This window comes from Lentzea sp. NPDC051838 (genome assembly GCF_040681245.1).
Lineage (GTDB): Bacteria > Actinomycetota > Actinomycetes > Mycobacteriales > Pseudonocardiaceae > Lentzea.
Genome location: NZ_JBFAYI010000015.1, coordinates 175,769 through 191,331 on the forward strand (window position 1 = coordinate 175,769; position 15,563 = coordinate 191,331).

General features: G+C 67.9%; 18 protein-coding genes. 8 read left to right on the plus strand and 10 right to left on the minus strand.

Features of this window, described 5'->3' with window-relative positions:
- Window positions 1-33: 33 nt before the first annotated feature.
- From AB0M24_RS28780 to AB0M24_RS28790, 3 genes are read right to left on the minus strand one after another with little or no spacing between them, the layout of a single operon-like run.
- Window positions 34-984: an AraC family transcriptional regulator gene (locus AB0M24_RS28780; RefSeq protein WP_363774487.1), complete on the minus strand. Its 951-nt coding sequence runs from the start codon at window positions 982-984 to the stop codon at window positions 34-36.
- Between the two features lie 22 nt (window positions 985-1,006).
- Window positions 1,007-1,756 (minus strand): cupin domain-containing protein, encoded by a 750-nt coding sequence (locus tag AB0M24_RS28785; protein WP_363774490.1) that lies wholly within the window; start codon window positions 1,754-1,756, stop codon window positions 1,007-1,009.
- Window positions 1,757-1,759: 3 nt separating this feature from the next.
- A complete protein-coding gene (locus tag AB0M24_RS28790) occupies window positions 1,760-2,203 on the minus strand; it encodes an OsmC family peroxiredoxin (protein ID WP_363774493.1) in 444 nt (147 codons plus the stop codon).
- Window positions 2,204-2,294: 91 nt separating this feature from the next.
- On the opposite strand from AB0M24_RS28790, the gene AB0M24_RS28795 reads away from it, so the two are divergent.
- Both AB0M24_RS28795 and AB0M24_RS28800 read left to right on the plus strand, forming a co-directional pair.
- Window positions 2,295-2,963 carry an OsmC family peroxiredoxin gene (locus tag AB0M24_RS28795; RefSeq protein ID WP_363774496.1) on the plus strand — a complete coding sequence of 223 codons (669 nt, stop codon included), beginning with the start codon at window positions 2,295-2,297 and terminating at the stop codon, window positions 2,961-2,963.
- Window positions 2,964-2,993: 30 nt separating this feature from the next.
- Entirely contained in the window at window positions 2,994-3,701 is a 708-nt protein-coding gene (locus AB0M24_RS28800; protein WP_363774499.1) for an alpha/beta hydrolase, read from the plus strand.
- Here the strand turns inward: AB0M24_RS28800 and shbA are convergent.
- The 5 genes from shbA to AB0M24_RS28825 all read right to left on the minus strand — a co-directional run bounded on the left by shbA (window position 3,664) and on the right by AB0M24_RS28825 (window position 8,299).
- Complete coding sequence (gene shbA / locus AB0M24_RS28805) at window positions 3,664-4,350, minus strand: RNA polymerase sigma factor ShbA (RefSeq protein WP_363774502.1); 687 nt, start codon at window positions 4,348-4,350, stop codon at window positions 3,664-3,666. The genes AB0M24_RS28800 and shbA overlap by 38 nt on opposite strands.
- Before the next feature lie 146 nt (window positions 4,351-4,496).
- Window positions 4,497-5,723 carry a cyclopropane-fatty-acyl-phospholipid synthase family protein gene (locus AB0M24_RS28810; RefSeq protein ID WP_363774505.1) on the minus strand — a complete coding sequence of 409 codons (1,227 nt, stop codon included), beginning with the start codon at window positions 5,721-5,723 and terminating at the stop codon, window positions 4,497-4,499.
- Window positions 5,720-6,400, minus strand: a complete 681-nt coding sequence (locus tag AB0M24_RS28815; RefSeq protein ID WP_363774508.1) for a DUF1365 domain-containing protein — start codon at window positions 6,398-6,400, stop codon at window positions 5,720-5,722. The genes AB0M24_RS28810 and AB0M24_RS28815 overlap by 4 nt, the downstream gene beginning before the upstream one ends.
- The gene (locus AB0M24_RS28820) at window positions 6,397-7,635 is read right to left on the minus strand and encodes an FAD-dependent oxidoreductase (RefSeq protein ID WP_363774511.1); all 1,239 of its coding nucleotides are present in this window, start codon (window positions 7,633-7,635) and stop codon (window positions 6,397-6,399) included. Before AB0M24_RS28820 ends, AB0M24_RS28815 begins: the two co-directional genes overlap by 4 nt.
- Window positions 7,628-8,299: an alpha/beta fold hydrolase gene (locus tag AB0M24_RS28825; RefSeq protein WP_363774514.1), complete on the minus strand. Its 672-nt coding sequence runs from the start codon at window positions 8,297-8,299 to the stop codon at window positions 7,628-7,630. Before AB0M24_RS28825 ends, AB0M24_RS28820 begins: the two co-directional genes overlap by 8 nt.
- Window positions 8,300-8,390: 91 nt before the next feature.
- Here AB0M24_RS28825 and AB0M24_RS28830 point away from each other — a divergent pair, with 91 nt between their 5' ends.
- The 3 genes from AB0M24_RS28830 to AB0M24_RS28840 all read left to right on the plus strand — a co-directional run bounded on the left by AB0M24_RS28830 (window position 8,391) and on the right by AB0M24_RS28840 (window position 11,033).
- On the plus strand, window positions 8,391-9,215 hold the full coding sequence (locus AB0M24_RS28830; RefSeq protein ID WP_363774517.1) for an alpha/beta hydrolase: 825 nt from the start codon (window positions 8,391-8,393) through the stop codon (window positions 9,213-9,215).
- 69 nt (window positions 9,216-9,284) lie between these two features.
- Window positions 9,285-10,448 (plus strand): glycoside hydrolase family 88 protein, encoded by a 1,164-nt coding sequence (locus AB0M24_RS28835; RefSeq protein ID WP_363774520.1) that lies wholly within the window; start codon window positions 9,285-9,287, stop codon window positions 10,446-10,448.
- Window positions 10,449-10,457: 9 nt separating this feature from the next.
- Window positions 10,458-11,033, plus strand: a complete 576-nt coding sequence (locus AB0M24_RS28840; protein WP_363774523.1) for a nucleotidyltransferase family protein — start codon at window positions 10,458-10,460, stop codon at window positions 11,031-11,033.
- Here the strand turns inward: AB0M24_RS28840 and AB0M24_RS28845 are convergent.
- Window positions 11,008-11,616, minus strand: a complete 609-nt coding sequence (locus AB0M24_RS28845; RefSeq protein ID WP_363774526.1) for a C39 family peptidase — start codon at window positions 11,614-11,616, stop codon at window positions 11,008-11,010. The two genes, AB0M24_RS28840 and AB0M24_RS28845, sit on opposite strands and share 26 nt — an antisense overlap.
- Before the next feature lie 213 nt (window positions 11,617-11,829).
- Between AB0M24_RS28845 and AB0M24_RS28850 the strand changes: the two genes are divergently transcribed.
- The gene (locus tag AB0M24_RS28850) at window positions 11,830-12,780 is read left to right on the plus strand and encodes an ArsR family transcriptional regulator (RefSeq protein ID WP_363774529.1); all 951 of its coding nucleotides are present in this window, start codon (window positions 11,830-11,832) and stop codon (window positions 12,778-12,780) included.
- Here AB0M24_RS28850 and AB0M24_RS28855 read toward each other — a convergent pair.
- Window positions 12,777-12,959, minus strand: coding sequence for a hypothetical protein (locus AB0M24_RS28855; protein WP_363774532.1), 183 nt, complete (start codon window positions 12,957-12,959; stop codon window positions 12,777-12,779). The genes AB0M24_RS28850 and AB0M24_RS28855 overlap by 4 nt on opposite strands.
- A gap of 96 nt (window positions 12,960-13,055) precedes the next feature.
- Between AB0M24_RS28855 and AB0M24_RS28860 the strand changes: the two genes are divergently transcribed.
- Both AB0M24_RS28860 and AB0M24_RS28865 read left to right on the plus strand, forming a co-directional pair.
- Window positions 13,056-13,796, plus strand: coding sequence for an SIS domain-containing protein (locus tag AB0M24_RS28860; protein WP_363774535.1), 741 nt, complete (start codon window positions 13,056-13,058; stop codon window positions 13,794-13,796).
- Window positions 13,797-13,875: 79 nt separating this feature from the next.
- The gene (locus AB0M24_RS28865; protein ID WP_363774538.1) at window positions 13,876-15,453 is read left to right on the plus strand and encodes a penicillin-binding transpeptidase domain-containing protein; all 1,578 of its coding nucleotides are present in this window, start codon (window positions 13,876-13,878) and stop codon (window positions 15,451-15,453) included.
- Window positions 15,454-15,563: the final 110 nt, after the last annotated feature.

The window sequence follows — 15,563 nt, forward strand, 5'->3', positions numbered from 1 at the left end:
GCGCGGCGGTTGTCCGTTCAGCGACGCGGTGTCTCAACGGCGCAGGGTCGCGGACGGCGACTCGCCGAACCGCTCGCGGTACTGCACGGAGAACCGGCCGAGGTGCGGGAACGCCCACCGCGTCGCGACGTCGGTGACGTTGACGCTGCCCGGTTCGGCGGCCAGCAACTCGGTGTGGACCTGCCCCAGCCGCACGTCCCGCAGGTACGCGAGCGGCGTGGTGTCCGCGAACCGCCGGAACCCGGCCTGCAACGACCGCACGCCGACGCCGACCGCCTCGGCGATGTCCTCGACGGTCAGCGGTTCGTCCGCGTGCTCCTCGATGATCGTCATCGCCCGCCGGATCGCCTTGGGCGCGACAGGACGTTCGACCGAAGCGATACCGGGCTGGGTCAGCAGAAAACGCTGGAACACCAACGACTCCAGCTGCTCCGCGGCCATCGGCGTGCCCTCGGCCGTGGACACCTCGGTCAGCAGCAGGTGCACGACGTTGAGCCACGCACGAGCCGCCGCCGTCGTCAGGTCCATGCCCAGCCCGAACCGCAGCGGCCGGTCCAGCGTCCTGCCCAGAAACCGTTGCGTGTGCTGGACGAGCCGCTCACGATCAAGACCGACGATGAGATGCGGGGTGCCGCTCGACCAGGTCATGTCGAGTCGATCGGACGGGTCGACCACCACGGCGTTGCGAGGATCTGACGTCACGGTGTCACGTCCACAGGTGATGGAAGCGCGACCACAGAGCGGGATGTGCACCAGGTACCCACTGCTCGGCGCGCTCGTCCTGATGCGCACCGCGGCCTGGTAGTCGACGAAGCTCAACGACATGCCACCGACCACAGTGGACCGCAGAATCGTGCGAAACCCTTGTCCGGTTTCGGTTGTCAGCTGGTGCTCGCGGAAGACGCGGCCGGCGACCGCGCGAGCCTCGTCGACGTCCGTCGTGTCGAGGACCTCGTGCCCGGCAAGCGGTGCTTCAACGCTCATCGCCCGCTCCTTCCGCGAAGGGTCACACCGTAACGCCACCCAGGGGGTCGTTGGGAACACCCGGATACGCGCTCGTCCCATTTGGCAGGTAGGCCGCGGCGGGCGAACCGGCCGGCACGAACACGGCGACCTCGCGAATCGGCACGTCCCCGGTGTTCTCGACCTGGTGCAGCGTCCGTGCCGGCAGGTGGATGCACGCGCCGGGGTAGATCGGGTTCCGCTCACCGTCGATGTGCAGGATTCCGTTGCCCTGCAACACGTAGATGACTTCGTTGTAGAGGTGGTAGTGCAACGGCGCGGGCTCGCCGGCGGGCACGTCGCCGACGAAGTGCGTGCCGGAGCGGAACCCCGTCGACGGGTCGGCCAGGATCCGGTACTCACGACCGGCGGTGGCGTGGCCGAGTTCCTGCTCGCCGAGCGGCGACACCGTGCGCCTCGACCCGGCCTCACCCTGCGGCTCGGCGACCTTCACACAGACGATCTCCGCCAAGTCGGAGGCAATCTCGTAGGTCTCGTCCGGTCCGATGTAGATCCCGCTCTCCGGCCCGAACGCGTGCTCTTCGCCGTTCACGCGGAGACTGCCGTGACCGGCGAGAACGAACAGCAGCTCCTCGTGCTTGCCCGAGTGGAAAGCAGCCTTCCCCGTGACAGTGCGCACGGCCTGCGTCAGGTACTCGCAGCCGAACTCCTCGGTCAGCACAGGCCTGGTCACGACGCCCTCGGCAACCTCGGGCTCGACTTCCCCGGTGTGCACGACGTACCGCGATCCCATGTGTCAGACCACCTTCACCAGTGCCGTGGTGATCGTCGTGCCCGCCAGCGCCAGCGACACCGGGCACGTGCGTTTGGCCTGGTCGACCAGCCGCGCGAACTCCTCGTCCACGAGTGTGGCGGCCGATCCCGTGACCGACAGGCTGATCTCGGTGATGCGGAACCCCGCGGCCGTCTCCTCCAGGTTCACCGCGGCGGTCGCGTTGACGTCGACCTGCGTGAACCCGGCCTCCTCCAGCAGGTTCGCGACCGACATCGCGAAGCACCCGGCGAGCCCGGCCCCGATCAGCTCCTCGGGGTTGGTGTTGAGCGGCGCATCGTCGGTCTCCCGCGACCGCAGCGAGTAGTCCCGGTCGACGGCCCCGCTGCCGGTCCTGATGTGCCCTGATCCCGTCGGAATCGGCCCTGACCAGCGCGCCTCGGCCCTGCGACGAACTCGAATGCCCATGTTCCCGCCTCCTTGGCCAGGCAGCTTGCTCCCCGCTTGCCACTGAGTCAAGTACTTGCTCAGCGCTTGCCCTGGAGGCATCCTTGCGGGTGTGGACGAGTCCAAGATCGACGCTCAGCTGCAGTCGATGGCCGAGAAACTGCGCTCCGCACGGTTCGCCCGTGGCATGCGCCTGATCGACATCGCGTCGATGACCGGCCTCAGCGAGGTGCACCTCTACCGCCTCGAACAGGGCGAGCGCGCGCCTTCACTCCGTGCGCTCCTCACGGTCGCCGCAGCCCTGGACCTCGACCCGGCCACCCTGCTGTCGACGTCGACCGAGGAGCGCTCCGCTCCGCACACCGGCAAGGCGGTGTGGACCGGCACCGAGAAGGCGGGCTCGGGCGTGATGATCCAGGGCGGGGTGCAGATCCCGTACGACCTCCCGCACCGCGCCGACCCCGCCCCGGACGACGGCACGCCGGAGTCGTTGCTGGGCCTGGCTTTCGCCGGCTGCTTCTCGATGTCGCTGGCCTCGGACCTCGACGCGGCGGGCTACGAACCCGTTCGCATCGAGACGTTCGCGCGCGCCCACACCTCGACGAACACCAGCGGAATCGCGTTGAGCGACATCGAGCTGGAGTGCGAGGCAGCGGTCCGAGGCATCCCCGACGCGCAGTTCCAGGCGCTCGCCGAGAACACGAAGCGCAGTTGCCTGGTGTCACGAGCGTTGTCGGCGGTGCCGGCCCGCCTCGACGCCCGACTCGTCCCCCTCGCGTAGATTCCGCTCAGCGGAAGCGCGCTCTTCCCGGTGACGCCGGTCACGACGTCCACTGAGGACATGTCCGAACGCCCCGCTCTCCTGCTGGTGCACGGCGCCTGGCACGGCTCCTGGTGCTGGGAACCACTGCGCGAGATCCTCACCGACGACGGCTGGCAGGTCGACACGGTCGACCTGCCCAGCGTGGGCTCCCCCGCCCACGGCATGCACGACGACACCAAAGCGATCACCCAGGCCGTCAACGGTCCCACGGTGATCGTCGCCCATTCCTACGGCGGCATCCCGGCCACCCAGGCGGCCTTCCACCCGGACGTCCAGCACCTGGTCTACGTCGCCGCGTTCATGCCCGACATCGGCGACTCGCTGCGCGGCATGATCCCCGGCCCGCCCCCGCCGTGGTGGGAGCAGGACGGCGAGGTCCTGCACGCGAAGACCCCGGAGACCGTCTTCTTCAACGACGTCTCCGATCCACCCCTGGACAAGCTTCGCCCGCAGAGCTACCGCGCCTTCACCGACCAGGTCACCAACGCCGCGTGGCGCTACACCGACACCACCTACGTGATCTGCGAGAACGACAACGCGATCCCGCCGCCGGCCCAAGAAGCCATGTCGCAACGAGCAACCGCGACGGAACGCCTTGATGCAGGACACTCCCCGTTCCTGTCCTGCCCGCAAGACCTCGCCGCGATCGTCGCGCGAGCTAGCCTTCTTCCGCGATCATCTCCCGCATCCGGGTGAGCGCGCGGTGTTGCGCGACCCGCACCGCACCCGGCGTCGACTCGACCGCCAGCGCGACCTCCTCCGCGGACAACCCGACGGCCACCCGCAGCACGAGGATCTCGCGCTGGCGTGACGGCAGCTTGTGCAGCAGCCGCGTGACCTGCGCCAGCATCTCCCCGTTGATCGCGTTCTGCTCCGGCCCGTCCTCAAGCGAAGGACAGTCCGGCAGCTCGGGCACGACCTCGGCGCGGTTGCGGACGGCGCGACGGCGGGCGTCCGCGACCTTGTGCGCGGCGATGCCGTACACGAAGGCCAGGAACGAACCCGGTTCGTAGCGGTACTTCGACAACGCTCCGAGCACGGCCACGCACACTTCCTGCGCGATGTCCTCGGCTGAGACGAGTGTGCGCTCCCGGCCACCGACCCGTGCGCGGCAGTAGCGCACGATCAGCGGCTGGATGCGGCCGAGCAGGTGCTCGACCGCCCGTCTGTCTCCGGCTAGGGCGGCGTCGACGAGGTCGGTGAACTCGGCTTCGGCGAGCCACTGGTTGGAGACCGGCGCCTGGCGCACCCGACGGCGCATGGGCACCGTTGGCTGGTTCCAAGCCTCCTCGGGATCGAGGACGCTGACCCCGCCACCGGTCCGCACGGCTGTGGGTTGGACCATCCCGGCGACCTCCTCCACTACAGCGCTACTAGGGGCTTCACTGAGAAAGAGACCGCAGTCAGCCGTTTGATACCGCCTGCTTCCAAGAGGACCACGAAGTCCAGCCGGGTGGGTAAAGCAGCACCCAATTGGGGCAGAAGGTGGTCCTAATGGCCCAGTCTTTCGACCATGCCGAACTGCTGTACGCCCAGGTAGCCGACGCGGAAACCGGCCTCCGAGTAGGCCAGGTAGAACTCCCACATCCGGCGGAAGGTGTCGTCGAAGCCGAGCCCCTTCACCTCGTCCCAACGGGTGAGGAACGTGTGCCGCCAGCGCTTGAGGGTCTCGGCGTAGTCGTGCCCGAACGAGCGCGTCTCGGCGATCCGCAGCCGCGTGTGGTCGCGCACGGACTCCTCGATCGAGCGGACCGACGGGATGAGCCCGCCGGGGAAGATGTACTTGTGAACCCAGCTGTAGGTGGCCTTGCTCGCGATCATGCGGTCGTGCGGCATGGTGATCGCCTGCAGCCCCACCCGGCCGCCCGGCGCGAGCACGCGGTCGAGCATCGAGAAGTACTCCGGCCAATATTCGGCACCGACTGCCTCGATCATCTCGACGGAGACGACGGCGTCGTACTGACCCCGTTCCTCTCGGTAGTCGCGCAACTCGACCTTCACTCGATCGTGGAGGCCCGCGTCCCTCACCCGGTCCAGCGCCAACTTCCGCTGTTCCGCTGAGATCGTCAACGACGTCACGGTCGCGCCCCGCTCGGCCGCACGGATCGCCAGCGCACCCCACCCGGTGCCGATCTCGAGCACCCGCGAACCGGAGCGCACCCCCGCGTAGTCAAGGACGCCGTCGATCTTGCGCAGCTGGGCGGTGTGCAGGTCGACGTCCCGGTTCTCGAACAACGCCGACGAGTACGTCATCGTCTCGTCCAGGAACGCCGCGAAGAGCTCGTTCGACAGGTCGTAGTGCCGGTGGATGTTCTGCCGCGAGCCCGCGACGTCGTTGATCTCGTGCTGCCGCCGCTCCGCCCACCGCCGCAGCCGCTGCAACTTGGGCGGGATCAGCGTCGACAGCCGGGTGGCGAACGCCGCCAGCACGTCCGCGAGCTCGTCGGACACCCAGTCGCCGACCATGTACGCCTCGCCGAAGCCGATCTTGGCGTCGGCGCCGAGCCGGTGGAAGAACGCCGCGGGCCGCTCCAGCCTCATGACCGGTCCGCCGGCGCCCCACCTCTCACCGTTGGGCAGCAGCACGGTGACCGGCAACGTGCGCACGGCGTTGCGGAACAACGACTCGGCGATCCGCGCGCGCAGGGGCGAGCGCGGTGTGGTGAACAGCCCAGGCCAAATGCCCTGGCCGGGGCGGGGCAGGGACAACGTGCTCATCCATCACTCCTGGGGATGATCGGCAGACGCTTGAAGTACAGAGCGATGCCATGACGGCGGATCAACGCGGACACGCGCTGGGGCATCAGCGGCCGTCTGAAGAGCATTCGCAGCCCCGTGCTGCGCGTGCCCTTCATCGTGGCGCTGAAAGTCGTCTTCCCGTTCTGCCGCAACGCGATGGTCACCGACAGTTGATTTCCCGGTTTCGGCAGCCGCATCACGTAGTTGCCGTCGACTTCCAGGAACGGGGAGACGTAGAACTCCTTGTCCACCGACGCGCGGCCATGCTCGTCGGTGCGCAGCAGATAGCAGTGCCTTCCGCCGTAGGTGTTGTGCACCTCCGCGACCACGCACACGAGCGCTCCGGACGCGTCGTGGCACCAGTACACGGACAGCGGGTTGAAGACATAACCGAGCACACGGGCGTTGGCGAGCATCAGGACCTGCCCGCCGCCGAGGTCGACGCCGCGCTCGGCCAGCCACTCGTCCAGGTTCTCCCGGATGGTCTTGTCCGGCGACCCGACATGATCGCGGGCCTCGAAGCGCGCGAACGGCTTCACCCACCACTTGAGGCGCGGCAGTTCGTCGAGGTCGACCAGCCACATGTACGCGCGGTGGCTGAACGCCCGGTCGATGAGCTCGCGGCGCTGGTGGGTGATGACGACGTCGTAGATCACCAGTCGACCCCGAAGTGCTTGGCAGCGCGCACTCCTGACGCGCAGCCGTCCTCGTGGAAGCCCCAGCCGTGGTACGCGCCGGCGTACGCGGTGGTGGCACTGTTGACCTCGGGCAGACGTCGTTGCGCCGCAACGGATTCCGGCGTGTAGACCGGGTGTGCGTAGACCATCCGTGCAAGAACGGCGTCGGGGTTCACGTCGTGCGGATTCAGCGTGACCACGAAGTCGCGCGGTTCGTCGAGCCGCATCAGCCGGTTCATGTGGTAGCTGACGAGCACCTCGTTGCTCGTCTCGCGGCACGCTCGCTTGTAGAGGTTCCACGACGCCTTGGCCCCGCTCGTGCGCGGCAGGATCGACGCGTCGGTGTGCAGCCACGTCTCGTTGCGCGAGTACTGGAACGCGCCCAGCACCTCTTTCTCCTCGCGCGTCGGGTCGGCGAGCAACCCCAGCGCCTGGTCGGGATGCGTGGCGATGACGACGTGGTCCGCGGTGTGCAGCACGTTGTTCTCGTCGCGGATCTCCACGCCGTTGCCGGTCCGCGTGACCGCACGGATGGGAGTGCTGACGTGGACCGCGTGCAGGCTCTTCACCGCGCGGTCGACGTACGTCCGCGAGCCGCCGACGACCGTCTTCCACTGCGGCGTGCCACCGATCGACAGCATGCCGTGGTTGCCGAGGAACTCGAACAGGTACCAGGCCGGGTACTTCAGGCAGAGCGCCGCGCCGGACGACCACACGGCGCTGACCAGCGGGATGACGAAGTGATCGACGAAGTACCTGCTGTAGCCGCCGATCGCGAGGAACGCGCCGAGCGTGACGTCGTGCGCCTCCTCGTAGTCGAGCACTCGCTGGGCGTGCCGGTAGAACCGCGTGATCTCCGACAGCATCTTGAGATAACGGCCGTTGGTGGCGTTGCGCGGCTGGGCGAACAACCCCGGCAGCTTCTTGGCCCCCGCGTACTCGAGCCCGCACCCGTCGCACCGCACGCTCATGGACATCTCGGAGTCCTGAGTGGACACGTTCAGCTCGCGGAAGAGCCGGAGCAGGTTCGGGTAGGTCCGTTCGTTGTGGACGATGAAGCCGCTGTCCACCGCCACGCCGTTCAGGTCGTGCGTGTGCGCGTGCCCGCCGAGCCGGTCGTCCGCCTCGAACAACGTGACGTCGTGCTTGCGTTGCAGCACATAGGCGGCGGTGAGCCCGGCAACCCCTGCCCCGATGACGGCGACCTCAGCCACGCGAACCTCCCAATGGCACGTCGAGGCCACGCGGTGAGGCCTCTTCCATGGCATTCGCGATGTCCGGTGCGACCGGTTCGAGTCCCAGCTCACCGTGCACGAAGTCGACGACGAGACCCGTCCAGTCCCGTGCCCGCCTGAGCATCGCGTGGCCGTCCCCGACGACGTTGAACCGCGCGACCTTCTCCGTGACCGTCTTGGCCTGCCGCGCGAACCACAGCGACTTGGCCGGGTCCGTCATCCGCTCCTGGTCGCCGTGCGCGATCAGCAACGACTTGCCCCTGAGCTGTGCGAACGGCTCACCCGGCTCGATCCAGGGCGCCAACGCGCACACGGCCACGACGCTCGGATGCCCGGCGACCCTGAGGGCCGTCCTGCCGCCCATCGAGTGCCCGACGAGCACGACCGGCCTGCCAGGATGCAGCTGGGAGATCCTTTTCAACGCCCACTCGGCGTCCTTGACGGGATCGAGGCTCGGCGCGTTCCAGCCGCGCTTGCGGTACCGCATCACCCAGACCTCGACGCCGGGCGCACGCAGCGCTCGGGCCAGCGGCACCATCCTCAGATAGGCGAGGTTGTGCCGCCGGACGGGTTCCTGGCCGTGTTCGCGGCCGCCGTGCAGCACGAGCACAACGGCATTCGTACCGGCGGAGGATGTCAGCACGTCGACATGCGGATGCACACCCGATGTTCGTGCGGCCACGTCTTTCGGCTCGGATCTTGAGAGCCAGGTCACACAGGTAGTGTTCGAACCTGTGATCGAGCACATCAGCATCGAGACCGAGGCAGGCACCTTCGACGCCATCGCGTCCGGCCCCGAGGACGGCCGCCCGGTGTTGCTGCTGCACGGTTTCCCCGAGGCCGCCATCGAGTGGGAGCACCAGGTCGCGGTGCTGGGCGCGAACGGCTTCCGCGCGGTCGCCCCCGACCAGCGCGGCTACTCCCCCGGCGTGCGTCCCGAGAACGCGAACGAATACACGGTCACGCACCTCGTCGGCGACGTGATCGCGATGGCCGACGCCCTGGGCTGGGGCACGTTCGACCTGGTCGGCCACGACTGGGGTGGCGCCGTCGCGTGGTGGACCGCGATCGACCACCCGGATCGCCTCCGCACTTTGAGCGTGTTCTCCACCCCGCACCCCGGCGCGTTGAAGACGGCGTTGCAGACCGATGAAGAGCAGCGGATGCGCTCGCAGTACATGCTCGACTGGCGCGAACGCAGCACCGAGAAGCGGATGCTCGACAACAACGCCCACGCGCTCAAGCAGATGTTCGAGTGGCGGATCCGGCCGTCGCACGTCGAGGAGTACATCCAGCGGCTGTCCGAACCGGGCGCGTTGACGGCCGCGTTGAACTGGTACCGGGCGGGCAAGCCGTCCGGTGCCGCGGACAAGATCGCCGTGAAGACCATGTACGTGTGGAGCACCGAGGACGTCGCGTTCGGCTCGGTCGCCGCGTTCGAGACCGAGAAGTGGTGCACCGGCGGGTACCGGTTCGAGATGGTCGAGGACGTCAGTCATTGGATCCCTGAGGAGATTCCTGAGGCTGTTTCCTCACTTCTTCTGGAACATCTGACCTAGACATCGGATCTCTAACCCTGGTAGGTCTGTGCGTGCCGCCGCCTCGGCATGTCCTTGGAGGAAGCACGCATGACCACGTCCAGGCGCGACTTCGTCAGACTCGGCGGCGTCGCACTAGGTGGTGTCGCCCTCGGAACGGGCATCGGAACGGGCACCGCGTCCGCGAAGGAGCGGATCGACTGGTCCGTCGAGGTCGTCGAGTCGACCATGAGGCAGTACACGCCGGAGACGCTCGGCAGCTGGGGCTACACGCGCGGCCTGTACCTGTGGGGGCAGTGGCTCGTCTTCCAGCGCACCAAGAACAAGAAGTACTTCGACTTCATCAAGGCGTGGGTCGACCGGTTCGTCGGGCCGGACGGTCGCATGAACCGCAGCTTCACCAACCTCGACGCGATGCGTGCCGGGCAGCTGCTGCCGTTGCTCTACACCGCGACCGGTGACGTCAGGTACCGGACGGCTTCCACGCAGATCCGCGAGCGCCTCAACACCTACGCGCGCACCAAGGAAGGCGGCTTCTGGCACGCCGAGAGCGGCACGCGCGACTGGCAGAACTGGTCGGACGGCGTCTACATGGTCGTCCCGTTCATCATGCGGCACGGCTACACGTTCGGTGAGAAGCAGTGGGCCACCGACGAGGCGTTGAAGCAGCTCTTCGTCTACGCGAAGAACCTGCAGCACAAGGACGGCCTGTTCCACCACGCCTACGACGAGTCGCGCACGGTCGGCTGGGCGAACAAGGAGACCGGGGTGTCGCCGGAGTTCTGGGGCCGCGCGATGGGCTGGTACGCGATCACGTGCTGCGACGTGCTCGAAGACCTGCCGCGCACGCACCCGGACCGGCCGAAGCTGATCTCGATCCTGGGCAGGCTGATCGCGGCGCTCGCGCGCTACCAGGACCCGAAGACCGGACGCTGGTTCCAGGTCGTGGACAAGGGCGCCAACCCGGACAACTGGACCGAGACGTCGTGCTCGTCCATGTACTCGATGGCCATCTCACGGGCCGTTGAGCGCGGTTACGTGTCACGCCGGTACGACATCGTGGCCCAGCGCGGCCGCCGCGGTGTGCTGGAGCGGGTGAAGGTCAACGCGGAGGGCAACACCGAGATCTCCGAGATCTGCATCGGCACCAACGTCGGTGACCTGCCGTTCTACTTCGCGCGGCCGCGGGCGGTGAACGACCTGCACGGCATCGGGGCGTTCCTGATCATGAATGAGCAGTTCCAGAAGCGGTAGGTTCAGGGCATGCGCGTGGCCGGCCTCCTGCTCGCCGCGGGGGCCGGCCGCCGGTTCGGCACCCCCAAGGCTCTCGTCCCGTTGGACGGCAAGCTCTTCGTCGACTCCGCGGCCGAGCTGCTGAAGGCCTCGGGGTGCGACCCGGTGGTCGTGGTCCTGGGCGCCCAAGCCGACGAAGTGCGAGCGCAGGCCTCTTTGGACGGCGTCACCGTCGTCGACAACCCGCACTGGGACACCGGAATGGGCTCGTCGCTGCGCACCGGCCTGCACGCCGTCGGCAGCGCGGACGCCGTGATCGTCCTCCCCGTCGACACCCCCGGCGTCACCGTCGAGGCCCTGCACCGCCTGATGGACCTCGCCGAGCCTGACGTGCTGGCCCGCGCGGTCTACGACGGCGAAATCGGCCACCCGGTGCTCATCGGCTCCGACCACTTCGCGGGCGTGATGGCGTCCGCGGCAGGCGACCAGGGCGCGCGGGACTACCTCAAAGCGAACACCGTCCGCCACGTCGAATGCGCTGACGTGGCGGACGGTGCGGACATCGATCAGCCAGAAGACCTCAGGCGACGTAGCGGCGGAGCTTGATGCCCGACGAGACGTTGGCCCCGGTCAGCCACGCCAGCTTCCCGCCCGCGTAGGCAGGGTCGGCGACGGCGAACTCGTTGCCACCGGCGCGGTAGCCGACGATCGTGGCGTAGTGGCCGCCGGAGTAGTTGCGGCCGTTGAGGCGGATCACGTTGATGACGACGGCGTGGCCCCTGCTGACGTTGTAGATCACGTCTTCCTTGAGCCTGCGCTGCAGCTCCGTGTCGTTCGACCACTGCTTGACCTGGTAGTAGGTCGTGCCGGCGTAGTGGTCGAGGGCGCTCTCGAGGTTCTTGATGTTCGGCAGGCCGTCGGTCGTGACCTTCATGTACGAGGCCAGCGTGGACTGCTCGATCTTCTTGCCCCGCGCCGTGAGGGCGATGCGGGCGGCGGCGGCGGAGCACCAGTAGCCGGTCTTCTGGACCTGGAACTCGTGCGGCAGAACGCCTTCGGCCTGGATGCCGAGCTCGGCGGCGGCCGGGATGACGTTCTCGCCGGGCGCCGCCATCGCGACCGGAGCCGTCAAGATCGTCATCGCGACACCGGCCGCGGCGACCGCCCCAGTGATCTTCGCAAGCTTCATCTCTGATCCCCTCAGTGGTGGCGCCGAACCCCTGGCACGGCGCTCGGCGAAAGCTTGCTGGGACCCGGCAGAAGCTCGCCACCACATTCGGCCAGTTCCTAAAAAGCCAGGTAGAACTACTCGGACCCACGCAAAGTGGAGCGGTTTGCACCATTCGGCTGAGCTGTCTCGAATCCGGTACAAGGCTTGAGACGCTGTGCCACTCTGCTGTCCGTGCTGCGTGTCCACTTCACGGCGGAGGACCTCGCGAGGGTGCGCGTCGCCCCCGGTCCCGACCCGATGTGGGAGATCCTGCTGAGCCTGCACGTGCTGCGGCAGCGTTCGGCGACCCCGGTGTTCGGCACCTGGCGCGCGAACGTGCGCACGACGCTGCCCGACGACGCCCGCTGGCTCATGCAACTGGCGCCACCCGTCGGCTACTCCCCCGACTTCCTGACCCCGACCGCGGGTTCCTGCGCCCTCGACGCGGGCATCGACGCCGTCCTCTCCACGCCCGTCGAGTCGTTGCGCGCCGACCTCGCCCAGCTCGACCACCAGCACCGCCTCGACCCGCGCACCCACCTGCTGGCCAGCGGTGACGTGGCCACATTGGACTGCCTCGGCGATGCCTTGCGCGCGTACCACCGCCACGCCCTCGCCCCGATCTGGGACGAGATCAGGGCGACCGTCGACGCCGACCGAGCGGTCCGGGCACGTTCCTTTCTGGACAACGGTTGCGAGGGCATGCTCTCGGCCCTGCACCCGACCATCTCGTGGACCCCGCCCGTCCTGCGGATCGAGTCCCGCTTCCCCCAGCGCGACGTCCACCTGCACGGCCAGGGCCTGGTGCTCGTCCCGTCGTACTTCTGCTGGGAACGCCCGATCATGCTCCGCGACCAGCGCCACCCGCCGGTCCTCGTCTACCCGATCGCGCGCGACCTCCACGTCGCCACGAGCGGCAAACGTTCGCTGGAAGCCCTGTTGGGCCGAACGCGCGCAGCCGCCCTCGAAGTCATCGCGGGCGGCTGCACCACCACCGAACTGGCCCGCCGCCTCGGCATCTCCGCCGCGTCCGCCAGCGCCCACGCCTCGGTGCTGCGCGACGCGGGCCTCGCCGTGGCCCAGCGCCACCGCAACTCCGTGCTCCACACAGCTTCGGCTCTGGGCGTCGAACTGCTCACCTAGGGCCGTGCCCGGACCGCCGCGCGAGCACACCCACCTGCGACAACCAGCAGCGCCAGCGACACCCAGACCGGCCACAGCTCGGAGTAGGTGATCGCCAGCGCGATGTGCGTGGCCCCCGCCGCCGTGAAGACCGCCGCCAGCACGACCCAGAAGTAGAAGTACCGCCTGATCCAACCCACCCCCTGACGCACAAGAGTCCCGTTATCGCGCGTATCGAGGTTTGTGGTGCTCGGGTTACTGGTGAGGTCACCTGCGATCCGGTACTACTGACCCGCATGACGACCGACACCGTGACCGGCTCCGACTACGGCAACCTCGTGCGCACCCACCTGACGCGCGTCGAACAGCACAACGCCGCCGCGCTCGACGACGTGGCCGAGCTCGTACTGGCCGCAGTGCAGGCGGACGGGCTGCTCCTCACCGCGGGCGCCGGCCACTCCCTCGCGGCGGTCGCCGAAACCTTCTACCGAGCGGGCGGCCTGGCCTGCGTCCGCCCGATCTACCACCCCGAACTGCTCCCGATGCACGGCGCCATCAGCAGCACCTCGGCCGAACGCCGCTCGGGCCTCGCAAGCGAGGTCCTCCGCGAATCGGGCCTCGCCCCGCACGACGTCCTCTTCGTCTTCTCGACCTCGGGCGTCAACTACTACCCGGTCGAACTGGCCCAGGAAGCCGCCGGCAAGGGCTGCCCGGTCGTCGCCGTCACCTCGGTCTCGGCCAGCGCCCAGGCCCCGCGCCGAGCAGGCGTCACCCTGGCCGAAGCGGCCACCGTCGTCCTGGACAACCTCGTCCCGCCCGGCGACTCGACCTACCCGCAGGAAGCCCCGGTCACGGCAGCCATCTCCACCCTCGCCACCACGTTCCTCTGGAACCTGCTGATGGTCCGCCTGATCGACAAGGCCACCGAAACGGGCGTGCAACTGCCGCTCTGGCGCAGCGCCAACGTGAAAGGCGGCGACGCGGCCAACGCCGACCTGCTCAAGCACTACCAAACCCGCGTCCCCCAGCTCGGATAGGTAGAAACCCTCAGGGCTTCTCAGCTCACCACCGTTAGTCTCCCACCGGGGAAAGCACTTACCTGGGGGGAATTGAACAGTGGAACAGAAGACCCGCAGATGGATCCTGATCAGCGGAGCGCTCGCCACCGCCACCATCATCGGCGTGGCGGGCGCCCTGCTCTGGACCCCGGACCCGGTCATCTCGGAAACCAAGACACCGCAACAACAAGCCACCGAACGCCCGGCCAACCGCCCAGCCGAAGTGGCCCAATCCTTCGTGAACGCGCTGTTCAGCGTCGACGGCACCGCCGCGGCCAACATGACCGACGCCTCAGAAGCCGCCACCACAGCAATCCGCGCCACCAAATCAGGCATGGGCTCCTCGGCCTACCAAGCCCGCCTGGCCACCACAGCACCCCCGGCAGCCGACGCCACCACAGCAGAAGTAGCCGCCTCGGTCACCTGGACGATGCCGAACTCCAAGACCCTCAACTACGACATCAAAATCCCGCTGCAAAAAACGGCCGACCGCTGGACCATCCACTGGACCCCGGCGATCATCCACCCGCAACTGACCGACGACGCCTCCCTGACCTACCGCACGGCCCTGGCCGACGGCGCCCTCCTGGGCCGAGACGGCAAGCCCCTGGTAGCAGGCTCCATCCCAGACGGCATCTACAAAGCCGTCACCGGCCAGGTAGGCGACGTCAAGGGCACCGACGGCTGGGAAGTGGGCATCACCACCGGCAACGCCTTCACCCCACTGGACGGCAAGAAACCCGAGTCCGGCGAAAAGATCACCGTCACCATCGACCCGACCCGCCAAGCAGCCGCCCAAGCCGCAGTGGACGCCCTCCCACAAGGCGCGGCCATCGTCGCCATCGAGGCGAACACCAGCGAAATCCTGGCCGTGGCCCAAAACAAGACCCTCTCGGGCACCAACCCGTTCGTAGGCCGCTACGCCCCAGGCTCAACGATGAAAATCGTGACCGCCGCAGCCGCCATGAACGCAGGCCTGGTCCAGCCCAACAGCACAGTCGCCTGCCCCCAAACAGCCACGATCGGCACCCGAACAGTCAACAACGCAGGCTTCGGCCAGCCTTCGATCGCCTTCCACTCGGCCTTCGCCATCTCCTGCAACACAACGTTCGCCGACCTGGGCTCAAAACTCCCGCCGAACGCCCTCCCGGACATGGCCAAGCGCTTCGGCCTGGGAGCCGACTGGACCATCCAGGGCGCCGACACCAACACCGGCAAGGTCCCGCCAGCAACCGGCGACCAACAGGTGGAAAACAGCTTCGGCCAGGGCAACGTAGTAGCCAGCCCCTTCGGCATGGCCCTGGTAGCCGCAACCGTGGCCTCGGGCAAAACCCCAACCCCAACGCTGATGCGAGGCAAGCCCTCAACCCCGAACGACGTGGCATCAGCCCCACCAGCCAACGTCCTCCCAGCCCTCCGCACCATGATGCGAGAGGTGGTCACCTCGGGCACCGCCAAGCAGTTGGCCGGAATCCCCAACCTGGCAGGCAAAACAGGCACAGCGGAAGCAGGCGGCGGCAGCGCACACGGCTGGTTCGTCGGCTACCAGGGCAACGTCGCCTTCGCAGTCTTCGTAGAAAACGCAGGCTCGTCCCAAAGCGCCCTAACAGCAACAGCAGCGTTCCTGAAGGGCTGACAGGGCAACGGGTGTAGTTACCTCACAACGAAAAGGTGGGGTGGGTCCCGTCACGAGTCGTGCCTGATCGTTGGCCGCGCTCGGAGGGATGGGTCAAGTCGACACGCTTT